This is a genomic window from Dyella mobilis (assembly GCF_016904945.1).
GTDB classification, from domain to species: domain Bacteria; phylum Pseudomonadota; class Gammaproteobacteria; order Xanthomonadales; family Rhodanobacteraceae; genus Dyella_B; species Dyella_B mobilis.
This window is the reverse complement of the sequence record NZ_JADIKF010000028.1, coordinates 35,925-47,680: the sequence shown is the minus strand read 5'-3', so window position 1 is coordinate 47,680 and position 11,756 is coordinate 35,925. Positions and strand designations below refer to the sequence as shown.

The 11,756-nt window shown below is 61.8% G+C and carries 9 protein-coding genes; 5 read left to right on the top strand and 4 right to left on the bottom strand.

The genetic code is table 11. The features are described from left to right. Positions 1–511: 511 nt before the first annotated feature. Complete coding sequence (locus ISS99_RS00635) at positions 512–1,195, top strand: rhomboid family intramembrane serine protease (RefSeq protein WP_284343868.1); 684 nt, start codon at positions 512–514, stop codon at positions 1,193–1,195. A gap of 9 nt (positions 1,196–1,204) precedes the next feature. Then, entirely contained in the window at positions 1,205–1,528 is a 324-nt protein-coding gene (locus ISS99_RS00630; protein ID WP_204629631.1) for a DUF1820 family protein, read from the top strand. A gap of 7 nt (positions 1,529–1,535) precedes the next feature. Here ISS99_RS00630 and ISS99_RS00625 read toward each other — a convergent pair whose 3' ends face one another. Both ISS99_RS00625 and tfpB read right to left on the bottom strand, forming a co-directional pair. Next, positions 1,536–2,264 carry a glutamine amidotransferase gene (locus ISS99_RS00625; protein WP_204629630.1) on the bottom strand — a complete coding sequence of 243 codons (729 nt, stop codon included), beginning with the start codon at positions 2,262–2,264 and terminating at the stop codon, positions 1,536–1,538. Between the two features lie 28 nt (positions 2,265–2,292). Continuing rightward, positions 2,293–4,122, bottom strand: a complete 1,830-nt coding sequence (gene tfpB, locus ISS99_RS00620) for a type IV pilus assembly ATPase TfpB (RefSeq protein WP_204629629.1) — start codon at positions 4,120–4,122, stop codon at positions 2,293–2,295. Positions 4,123–4,221: 99 nt separating this feature from the next. Here tfpB and glyQ point away from each other — a divergent pair, with 99 nt between their 5' ends. After that, positions 4,222–5,133 carry a glycine--tRNA ligase subunit alpha gene (gene glyQ / locus ISS99_RS00615; protein WP_204629628.1) on the top strand — a complete coding sequence of 304 codons (912 nt, stop codon included), beginning with the start codon at positions 4,222–4,224 and terminating at the stop codon, positions 5,131–5,133. Next, a complete protein-coding gene (gene glyS / locus ISS99_RS00610) occupies positions 5,130–7,277 on the top strand; it encodes a glycine--tRNA ligase subunit beta (RefSeq protein WP_204629627.1) in 2,148 nt (715 codons plus the stop codon). The genes glyQ and glyS overlap by 4 nt, the downstream gene beginning before the upstream one ends. Positions 7,278–7,442: 165 nt before the next feature. Here the strand turns inward: glyS and ISS99_RS00605 are convergent, their stop codons facing one another. Then, positions 7,443–8,021 (bottom strand): helix-turn-helix domain-containing protein, encoded by a 579-nt coding sequence (locus ISS99_RS00605; protein WP_204629626.1) that lies wholly within the window; start codon positions 8,019–8,021, stop codon positions 7,443–7,445. A 603-nt stretch (positions 8,022–8,624) separates the two neighbouring features. Between ISS99_RS00605 and ISS99_RS00600 the strand changes: the two genes are divergently transcribed. After that, positions 8,625–9,494, top strand: coding sequence for a YbaY family lipoprotein (locus ISS99_RS00600; RefSeq protein WP_204629625.1), 870 nt, complete (start codon positions 8,625–8,627; stop codon positions 9,492–9,494). Between the two features lie 77 nt (positions 9,495–9,571). On the opposite strand, the gene ISS99_RS00595 is transcribed toward ISS99_RS00600, so the two are convergent. Continuing rightward, a complete protein-coding gene (locus tag ISS99_RS00595) occupies positions 9,572–11,614 on the bottom strand; it encodes an autotransporter outer membrane beta-barrel domain-containing protein (RefSeq protein ID WP_204629624.1) in 2,043 nt (680 codons plus the stop codon). Between the last annotated feature and the right edge of the window lie 142 nt (positions 11,615–11,756).

The following is an 11,756-nucleotide window of genomic DNA, read 5'->3' as shown; positions in this document are numbered from 1 at the left end:
AGTAGGTCACCGCCAGGGGCTTCATCCTAAAAACCCTCACCGTCTGGTGAGGGTTTTTTCTTTGTGCTTGGGCTTGTTGCGGCTCGTGCGCCTGGGCGCACCCGCAACAGGTCACCGCCAGGGGCTTCATCCTAAAAACCCTCACCGCCTGGTGAGGGTTTTTTCTTTGTGCTTGGGCTTGTTGCGGCTCGTGCGCCTGGGCGCACCCGCAACAGGTCACCGCCAGGGGCTTTATCCTAAAAACCCTCACCGTTTGGTGAGGGTTTTTTCTTTGTGCTTATGCTTGGGCTTGTTGCGGCTCGTGCGCCTCGGCGCACCCCGCAACAGGTCACCGCCAGGGGCTTTATCCTAAAAACGCCTTCCCAACCGGGAAGGCGTTTTGCTTTGCGGCCCGTGCTGCTTGGCACGCGCATCGACGAAAATATCGACGAAAAGCCAGAACCAACATAGACGATCGCCTATCATGTTCGTCTGATCAGCCCGTCTGACGCGGTTGCCAAGGAGGAGCGCTGTGTTCGTCAATGTCGAAACCCGACGCAGGCCGCGTGTGCATTGGGCGGCCATGTTGTTGGTTTTCATCTGCGTCGTGACGTTTGTGGCGTTGGCTCTGATGCCGCCACCGCGCCGCATTACCTTTTTGCTGGAATGGGGCACGGTTCCGGCCAATATCTTTGATGCGCATCGGCCGCTTTGGCAGCAGTTGCGCGATCCGGCGCTATTGCGCCTGGTCACCGCGCTGTTTATCCACGTGGCGTGGCTGCATCTGCTGAGCAATCTTCTCTTCTTGATGATTTTTGGCATCCCGGCTGAGCGCGCACTGGGTTCCGTCCGCTTTCTAGTGCTTTTTTTGCTGGGCGGAGTGGTCGCCAATCTTGCCGGCGCCATTTCACTGGCCGGCGTGGTGAGGCCCATCATCGGTTGCAGCGGTGCGGTTTCGGCCGTGTTGGGATCGTATGTATCGCTGTTTCCGCGCGCGCGCCTGGGCTTGGTATTGCCGCTGGGTTTCTATCTGGAATTCGTGCGTGTGCCGGCGTTTTTGCTGATCGGCATCTGGGCCCTGCTGCAATTGCTTTTCAGTTACGTAGGTCCTAGCTACGGCGGCTACGCCTGGTGGACTCACGTCGCCGGGTTCCTGTTTGGGGCGATATTTGCGCTTACTTCCCGGGGCGCCATCATGCGCCGCATGCGGCGGTAAAATACGCTCATGCGCAACAAGAAACTCTACAAAGTGACCTTTCTTCACCTGGGCAAGTGCTACGAGCTTTATGCGCAGCACGTCGCTTCCAGCGGATTGTGGGGGTTTACCGAGGTCGGCGAACTGGTGTTCGAGCCTGCCGGAGACGGACTCGTGGTCGATCCCACTGAAGAGCGTCTTCGCGAAGAGTTCAAAGATACCCGCGTCTTGCACCTGCCCATGCAGGCTGTCGTGCGCATCGAAGAAGTGGAGCGCAAGGGTGCGCTGGCGATCCGCGATGCGGCGGACGGTCAGAAAGTCACGCCATTCCCGATGCCGCCGCGCGGTCGCTAACGCTCGTTCAACGTGCCCCGCCGTGCAGGCCGTGGTGCCTCGAAAACATCTTCAGCAGTCGGCGCGCAATCGGGGTCGCAGCGACCTGTTGGTATACGCGACAAGGATCAAAGCCTTCTTTGCGCATGTCGTGATGCTTGCGTTGAATGTATGCGCGCATCACGTCGGCATTGAATTCCGGATGGAACTGCGTGCTCACGGCATTGCGGCCGTAGCGCAATAGGTGATGCGGGTCGCGCTCCGATCGGGCCAGCACCGTCGTGCCCTTCGGAACTTCCATCACGCTCTGCTCGTGCGTGGTGTGTGCGCGGAATCCGGTGGTGACGTTCGCGGTCAATGGATCTTGCTCGGCGCCTGGCAGCAGGTCGATCGGCAACGTGCCGATTTCGCGGCCGCCCAGCAAGTAGTCGACGCGCCCACCCAGCGCGTGCGACATCAGTTGGTGTCCGTAGCAAACGCCCAGCAAGGGCAGGTCGACGTCCATCGCGTTGCGGATCCATCCTGCCGTGTCTTCGCTCCAGGGCGCGCGATCGGTCACCATCGCTGCCGAACCGGTAATCAGCGCGCCAGCCACGTCCTTCACCGGCGGCAATGCCTCGCCAGCCGCTACGTGGACCACCTGCATTTGCTGCGGCTCAAGTTGCGCCGCCAGTCGAAACCAGTGCGGAAAGTCGCCGTGGCGGGCACGGATATTGTCGGGCGCTTGGCCGGTACGGATGATCAGAACTGGTTTCATGGAGCGGCGTACACAGAGAGCGAACTCGTCATTCGGGGGAGGAATCTTCAGCGTGCTCGAGCGGAGGCAATACCGTCAGCACTTCCTGCACCGTCGTAAGCCCGCGCTGGACCTGCTCCGCTGCCGAGATGCGTAATGGACGCATACCTTCGGTCAACGCAGCCTGACCGAACCGGATCAGATCCAACTGTGCGCTGATGATCCCGCGCAACCGTGGCGTCAGCGGCATCATTTCGTAGATGCCGGTGCGCCCGAGGAAGCCAGTGTTGCGGCACTCCAGACAGCCCACTGGCTTGAATACCTGCTCGGGAACCGGCATCGACCAGCCGTGGGTCAGCACGGTCCATTCGTGCGGGTCCTGCTGCGTCTGAGCTTTGCAGTGAGGGCACAAGGTGCGTACGAGGCGTTGCGCGACGATCCCCGTAACGGTCGATTGAATCAGGTAGTGCGGTACGCCCAGATCGAGGAGGCGCGTCACGGCACTGGGTGCGTCGTTGGTGTGCAGCGTCGACAGCACCAAGTGCCCGGTCAGCGATGCTTGCACGGCCATCTGGGCGGTTTCCAGATCACGGATTTCGCCGACCATGATGATGTCCGGGTCCTGGCGCATCAGCGTTCGTACGCCGGTGGCGAAATCCAGGTCGATCGCCGGTTGCACCTGCATCTGGTTGAATTCCGGCGACACCATTTCGATGGGATCTTCCACCGTGCACACGTTGATCTCCGGCGTGGCCAGGTGTTTCAGCGTGGAGTACAGCGTGGTGGTCTTGCCCGAGCCGGTGGGGCCGGTGACCAGCACGATGCCATGCGGACGCTCCACCATGCTGCGCCACAAGGCATCTTCGGACGACGAAAAGCCCAGCTGGGAAAAATCCTTGGCGACGATGTCCGGGTCGAAAATACGCATGACCACCTTCTCGCCGAAAGCGGTAGGCATGCTGGAAATACGCAATTCGACTTCGCGACCGGAGGTGGCGCGCGTCTTGATGCGGCCATCCTGCGGGCGGCGTTTTTCGGCCACGTCCATGCGCGAAAGAATCTTGATGCGAGAGGTGACCGCCGTCATCACCGGCGGCGGCAGTTCGAAGACCTTGTGCATCACGCCGTCGATGCGAAAGCGCATCAAACCGGCTTCGCGGCGCGGTTCCAGGTGGATATCCGACGCGCGCTGCTCAAAGGCATACTGCAGCAGCCAATCGACGATGTGCACGACGTGCCGGTCATCGGCGCCCACCTCGCCGGCCTTGCCCAGTTCCAGCAATTGTTCGAAATTGAGCAGTGCCCCGGATTCGTAGCCGCCCATCTGGTTCTTGGCATCTTTCGCCAACTGGATCGAGCGCTGGACGCCGTAGAACTCCTGCAGGTATCGATTGATGTCGATCGGGCTGGAAACCACGCGATGCACATCGCGCCGCAGCATCTGGGACAGATCCTTGGCCCATGCATGATCGAAGGGTTCAGCCGATGCGAACGTTACCTCGCCGGTGCTTGCCGCCACCGGCAGGATGCGATGGCGTTGTGCATAGGCATGGCTGACCACCTGCGTGACGGCCGCCACGTTGATCTTCATCGGATCGATTTTCAGGTATGGCAGCCCTGCCTGGCCTGCCAGCCATTCGGTCAGCCCTTCCAGGCTGAGCGGCCGCCCGGGATCGCGCTGATTGGTGAGTTTGGCGTTGGCGATCACCACCAGCGGGTTGAGCTCGATCGCACTGCGTCCTGCATGGTGGCCCAGGCGCAACTGCTTGGCGTCCTCGGCCGCTACATAGCCATCGACCACCAGGGCGGCTAGCACGTCATCCAGAGCCAGACGGCCGCGGCGGCCGAGCATGGAGGCGATTTGTTGAGTAGCAGCCATCTGCCTGGCCCCCCGAATGGGCTTCGATTGCAGGTAAAAAACAGCGAAATGATGCGCTGCGGCTATACTAGCGCGCTTTACACTTAGGTTAGGAAAGCAATGTCCGCACCTACCTTCCAGGATGTGATCCAGACCCTCAACCGCTATTGGGCGAAGCAGGGCTGCGTGCTGCTTCAGTCGCTCGATACCGAGGTGGGCGCAGGTACTTTCCACCCCGCCACGTTCCTGCGTGCGCTGGGTCCGGAGCCTTGGGCGGCGGCCTATGTGCAGCCCTGCCGCCGGCCCACCGATGGCCGGTATGGCGAAAATCCCAACCGCCTGCAGCATTACTACCAATATCAGGTGGTGCTGAAACCCAATCCGGACAACATCCTGGAGCTGTACATCGGCTCGTTGAAGGAACTGGGCATCGATCCGCAGATACACGATCTGCGCTTCGTCGAAGATAACTGGGAGTCGCCAACCCTCGGCGCCTGGGGGTTGGGCTGGGAGGTCTGGCTCAACGGCATGGAAGTCACCCAGTTCACCTACTTCCAGCAGGCCGGCGGCCTGGAGTGTCGCCCGGTGACGGGTGAGATCACCTACGGCCTCGAGCGACTGGTGATGTACTTGCAGAATGTCGATTCGATTTACGACATTGTCTGGACCCACGCTCCCCATGGCGTGGTGACCTACGGCGACGTGTTCCACCAGAACGAAGTGGAACAGAGCACCTACAACTTCGAATACGCCAATGTCGCCGAGCTGCTGCGCTGGTTCGACGTCTGCGAAGGCGAAGCCAACAAGCTGATTGCGGCGGGATTGCCGCTCCCGGCTTACGAGCAGGTGATGAAGGCCAGCCACACCTTCAACCTGCTGGACGCCCGGCGCGCGATCAGCGTGACCGAACGCCAGCGGTACATCCTGCGCGTGCGCGCACTCTCCCGCAGCGTGGCGGAGACCTACGTGGCGCAGCGTGAAAAACTCGGCTTCCCCGGCCTCAAGCATCAGAAAAAGGAGCAGGCCGCATGAGCGCCGCCAAGTCACTGCTGATCGAACTGGGCACCGAAGAGCTGCCGCCGAAGGCGCTCGACGAACTCGGCGCATCGTTCCAGCGAGGCATCTGCGAAGGGTTGAGCAAGCGCGGTATCGCAGCATCGCTGGAACAGGCCAAGCTGTACGTCACACCGCGGCGTTTGGCCGTCCACATCCCGCAGGTGGCGACGGCGCAGCCGGAGCAATCGCTGGAGCGTCGCGGCCCCGCCGTGAATGCCGCGATGGATGCCGATGGCAACCCCGGCAAGGCCTTGCTGGGGTTTGCGCAATCCTGCGGCGTCGGCGTCGAGCAATTGGAAAAGCTGGAAACCGACAAAGGCGCTTGGTTTGTCTTCCGTGCGGTGAAGCCCGGCCAGGCCGTGGCGGCGCTGTTGCCGGAGATCGTCGACGAAGCCCTCAAGGGGCTGCCCATTCCCAAGCCGATGCGCTGGGCCGATCACGATTACAGCTTCGTGCGCCCCGTACATTGGCTGGTGATCCTGCACGGTTCGGACATCGTGGACGGCAACGTGCTTGGCCTGCGAAGCGGCCGTCAATCGCGCGGCCATCGCTTCATGCATCCGCAACCGGTGCACGTGGCCGATGCCGACAGCTGGCCCGATGCCATGCGTATGGCCAAGGTGTTGGCCGATCCGGCAGAGCGTCGCCAACGCATCCGTGACGAAGTGGCGCGCGCGGCCAAGCAGACTGGCGGTACGCCGCGCCTGGACGATGCGCTGCTGGATGAAATCGCGAACCTTACCGAGTGGCCGGTCGCCATCGCCTGTACCTTCGATCGGGAGTTTCTGGGCGTGCCGCCGGAAGCCCTGGTGACCACGATGGAGGCCAACCAGAAATTTGTGCCCGTGTTCGATGCGCAAGGTGCCTTGACCGAACACTTCATCGGCATTGCCAATATCGAAAGCAAGCAGCCCGGCGAGATCCGCAAAGGCTATGAGCGCGTGATTCGCCCGCGCTTCGCCGACGCGAAATTCTTCTGGGATGAAGACCTGAAAACGCCGCTCGCCGGTTATCAGGAGGCGCTCAAGAACGTCACCTATCAGCAGGCGCTTGGCAGCCTGTGGGACAAGAGCGTTCGCGTCGCGGAACTGGCGCGCATCACTGCCAATCGCGTGGACGTCGATGCCGGTCAGGCCACGCGCGCCGCAAGCCTGGCCAAGTGCGATCTGCTTACCCGCATGGTGGGCGAGTTTCCGGAATTGCAGGGTGTGATGGGGCGCTACTACGCCCGGCACGACAACGAGCCGGCCGAAGTGGCCGATGCGCTCGACAGTGTTTACCAGCCACGCTTTGCCGGCGACACCATTGCGGCCGGCAAAGTGGGGCAAGTGCTCGCCGTTGCCGAACGTGTCGATACGCTCGCCGGCATTTTTGCCGTCGGCCTGAAGCCCAGTGGCAACAAGGACCCCTTTGCGCTGCGTCGTGCGGCCCTGGGTCTGGCGCGAACCCTGATCGAGGGCGGGCTGGATCTGGATCACAAGGCACTGTTTGCCGAAGCACTGGAGCTATTGCCCGAGGCGGCCCTGGCCGCCGGCATCAAGCCCGGCAAAGACGGCAAGGCACCTGCGTTCGACGCGGGCGAGCGCCGCGCCGCATTGGTGTCGGAACTCAATGACTTCATGCTGGATCGCCTGCGCGGCTATTACGCCGAGCGCGGTTTCACCACGGAGCAATTCGAAGCCGTGTTGGCCGTAGCGCCGATCAGCCTGGTCGATTTCGATCATCGCTTGCGCGCCGTGCTCGAATTCGGCCGGCGCCCCGAGGCGGCAAGCCTGGCCGGCGCCAACAAGCGCGTAGCCAATATCCTGCGCAAGCAGCAGGAAGAGCACGGCATGCAGAGCATCGGCGGTCACGTCGATCCGGCACACTTTGAAGCCGATGCAGAGCGTGCCCTCGCGCAGGCGCTGGAAGCGGCGCAGGCGGACAACGTGGGCGCACTGCAGCGTCGCGACTATGCGGCGGTACTGACGCGTCTTGCTCAATTGCAGACGCCGGTCGATGCGTTCTTCGACAACGTGCTGGTGAATGCCGAAAACCCCGCCGTGCGCGCCAATCGGCTCGCGTTGCTGGGGCGCCTGAAAGCGCAGTTCACGGCCATTGCCGATATCGCGCGCCTGTAATCGCACCGAGCAAGACCCTCTCTGTGCAATGCGCAGGGCGGGTTTGCGCTGATGGGGCCGACAGCGGGGCCTGGCGATGACGGTCGTCCTTGAGCGCCAGGCTTTTCAGGCTTAAAAAAACGGCGACCGGAGCCGCCGTTTTTCGAAGCGCGCCTGGGGCGCGGCTCAGGCCGTTGCTTGCGCGGCAGCCCGATTGCTCTTGAGGCGTTCGGCAAGCCGGTGATTGAACGCAACCATGGCCGAAGCATCGACGTCGTTGCCGCCCGGGCCGAGGATGTCGTAAAGCTCGGCCAACATGTCCGAATTCTCGGCCAGCGTGAGGCTGCTGCTGGCCAGATCCAGCTCGGACTGCAGGATGTGCAGCGCCGTGTTGAGTCGCTGCGCATCCATGCCCAGGCTGTTATCCAGGGCATCAGCGGTCAGTCGCAGCTTGGCGCGGGGGCGTTGCGGAGCCACGGTTTCGGTGCTGATGCTGTCGTCGGACATCAGGGCTGCCGGATCCATCTGCATGGCGCCTTCGCCGGCGACCAGCCAGACCAGGGAAATGCCCAAGGTACGCGCCAGCGTTACGCAGCGCGCCCGGGACGGATCGGTGTTGCCGTCGCGCCAGCTTCTTACGACGCCTTCGGAAAACCCGCACATACGTGCGATTTCCGTGACACTGCCAACGCGCTGGATCAGCACCTTGATGCGATCGGCAAACGTCGAGGCGGATTCGAGACGGGTATTGAGTGGCAGATTCATCGCAAATTTCCACAGTAAACAGAGGGCGCCTGCCGGCAGATTCTTACTGGTGTGCCTTGCACGTACCTGTGTAGCTAGTGTTAGAGCGAAGTTGTTTGAGCGATTATCTGAACTAATTCGCAATTTATTACGAAAAGCGGCGCCACAACCTGCTCTCGACCGCATAAACGCGTCAGGTTTGGTTGGGTTGACACGTCAGGGGGTGGCTGGGGCAAGAAACTGCGGAGGACCGGGCGATTCTTTACGCGAGTTATCGGCAAGGCTGGCTGCCGGATCGCGCCAACCGTGCCATTCCAGGTGCCAGCGCGCGGAATATAGGGTCTTTTAAACGGAGGGGGTGCTCAAGGAGGTGTTGCTGATGAGGTTCGAAGGGCATTTCTGACGTCATGTCAGGGAGTGCCCCGTCGCTGCATCACCCAGGAACCAGGCGGGTCGGTAACTAACCTCAATAATTACATACGCATGCGAATGGTTGGCCGCTCGAGTTGACTTTTCCACAGGCTGGGATTGGGCTATTCTCTGAGGCTCCCCCGCGAATGTTTGCTCCGCGTGAATTGGCAAACATTTCGTCCGATTTCGATCCACACCTGAGGTTTCAATCCCATGCGCAGCGTTGTTTGGTCGCTGATGACAGTGGCAGCGGTTGCACTGGCCGGCTGCAATAGTTCTTCCAATTCGTCGTCGCCGTCGTCGGCTGGCACGGAAGACCAGAGTGCCGCCACACCGGCTGCAGCCGCCAATACCGTTACCGGCACCATTACCCTTCGTGGCGGCATCACGCCGTCCAATCAGGATAAGCTGGTGATCAATCTGGTCGACGTCACTGCGCAGGGCTCCGCGCCGCTGGCGACCAAGACAATCGCTCCGGCCACCACGTTCCCCTTGAAGTTCGAACTGGACTTCAGCCCGGCCAACGTCGCGCCGAACGATCTTTATATCGTGCAGGTTGAGTTGACCGATGGCGAGCGCCATTACAGCATGCCGATCCAGGCGCCCGTGCTGACCAAGGGCAATCCGGTCGCCAACGTCACCATCGAACTGGCGCCCGAACAGACTCCAGGCGAAAAGATGCTGGCAGCTTTCCAGGGCCTGCAGAAGCAGATTGGCGGGATGAAGCGCACCTCCGGCACCAAGCTCGAGCCGAACGCCTCGCGTGCCTGGCAGGTGTTCCGTGACGGCACCGAAGTGAAGTTCATCCGTGAGCTGGTCGATTACGGCGACAAGGGTTTCACCAGCACCGATTACGCCTACAAAGACGGCAAGCCCTGGGTGGTCCAGCAGCAGAAGAAAGCCAATCAGGGCGCCAAGGCCACGTCTACGGATACGGCCGGTTGGGGCGATGATGGCTCGCTGGTGCTGAAGACCCACGAGGCTGGCGGCAATACCGATACGCTGAGCGACAGCGACGCTGCAAGCCTGCAGCAGCAGTCGAAGGAGATCCTCAATCTCGCTACCAACGGCAAGGGCAAATAAGGTCTCCGTAGCAAGATGTGGAGTCAAAAAAAGCCGTCCGCATAGCGGACGGCTTTTTTCATACCTGCGATGCCGGCTTAGAAACCGAACTTCAGTCCCAGATTGACGCCGTTGTAGTGCTGGCTCTTGTCGCCGATGTGGCCGTTATAGGCAACCCAGCCCGACACATTCTGGGTGAACTGCGCCATCAGGCCGAGATTGGCCGAACCCCAGTTCTTGTCAGGCGTAAAGCCTGCCATTTGGAAGCTGCCGTTCATGCTGTTGAGGCCGGCCGTGACCATGTCCGTGCTGGCACGGCTGTCGTGGTTCCAGCCCAGTTGGACATACGGCGCAAGATCCATGCTGTCGTACTGCCAGTGCCCCTGCAGCTGCCAGCCGAGCGTGCTGACGAGTGCGTTGCGTTCCTGGCGGCCGAACCACATGGCCGTGGCATCGTTGCCGCTTTCGCTGTAACCGTCGATGCGAACGCTCTGGTACTCGAAGTTGGCGAACGGACCGGTCTTGAGGCTGCCCACGTCGAACCAGTAGCCGCCATGCAGGCCCATGCCGTAGTAGGAGCCGTCGGTCTTGCCGGCTTCGTTGGTACGAGCGGCGCCGACCATGAAGACGCGATTGACGTTCGTATAGCTGGCCTGGCCGAAATCGGTGTAGATGCCGGCGTAGGCGCCCGCATCGTGCCAGGTGAGGTAACCCAGGCCGGTGAGCGCTTGCAGGTCGTAACCGCCGCCGCCGCTGACGTCGGCATAGTGCTCGCCGATACCCAGGGACGCGCCCGCCGAAATGTAGTCGCTGGCGTGTACGTCGACGCCGACAGTCAGGTCCACGTTATTGCTGGTGGTTTTCGGTGCGCCGGCTTTCTGGTCGAACTCCTGGTTCGCGTAGTTGATGCTGGCGAAGGCGCGCGTCGGGGAGCCGAAGCTGTCGCTCATCATCTGGGTGCGGGCGACCGATGTCTGCGTGGTGATGGCGGTGAGCGGTGCTTCCTGCAGCAAGGAAATCTGCTGCGGGGCGGCCAGCTCGGACAACACCACCTGGCCCAACATCACATCCGCTGCGGTGGTCGGATGCACGCCGTCGGCGAACAGATAAGTATTGTTCGTGCCCGGTGCATAGGTGTACGGCAGACCGGAACCCTGTGGGCCGCACTGCACCGAACTGGAGCCTACGCCGCACGCAGGAACGGTCACGTTGGTGAATCCGTAGCGCCCCGGATTGGCGACAACCTGGTTCAGCAGCGCGAACGTGTTCACCGGGATGATGCCGACGCCAAGCTTGCCCAGGCCGGCGTTGAGCTGGCCGTTGTAGATCAGGCCGAGCGTGGTCAAGGCGGATGCTGCCGCAGCACCCTGCTCGGTGGCGTCTGGGGTGATGCCGATATTGGGCAAGTTGAAGACCAGGATGTTCCTGGCACCGGCACCCTGCAGCGCGCCAATCAGCTTTACTTCCTGCTGGGCGGCGGCGGCGATACTGGCGGCCGCCTGGGTCTGGGTTTCCAGGCTGGCCACGCCAGCTTGCGCTGCCACGGCGGCCTCGACCTGTTGCGTCACGGCCGGCGTGATCTGCGCCGTAAAGGCGGCAATCGCCGTCGGGTTGTTCGGGATGATGTTGTTGGCGATGGCCTGTGCGACTTCACCCTGAATCGTCTGCTGCACGAGCTGAGGCACTACTGCCGCAGCTCCCGCGGCGGTGGCCGCATAGAAGATATCGTTCGCACCACCCCACATCGTGTACAGCGCATGCGGATCGACGTGTCCCGCTGCGAGATAACCGGTGACCTGATCGGTGATGGTGGGCAATGCCGCTGGCGTGCCTGGGTCGTTATTCAGCACACCCGCGCCGCCCCATGCGTAATCGGAGCCGCCAGCCAACGAGGCGCTCAACGAAAAACCGAGCCCTTTGGCGACGTTTTGCACGGCCACCGCGCCCGGATTGGTGGTGAATTCCAGCGGCGGCTGGATGCTGGGATCGGTCGACAACGAAATATTACCGGCGTCGCTCAAGCTGTCGCCAAAGGTGATCACGCCATCGAACGTGGACTTCGGGTTGCCGGTGGCATGGGCGGCACTTACGAGGCCAAGGGCTAGCGCCACGGCGCCTACTATCTTGCGCGGGTACAGCATGGGGTAGTGCTCCTGCGTTTGTTATAGTTCAGTTACGTTAATGCATGCCATACGTCCGCGCATGCTGCGCTGCAAGCAAATGGCAGCCCATGGCCGCCCGAGAGCGGCGCCAGATCTGCCGCTCTTTTATGATTTACATGAT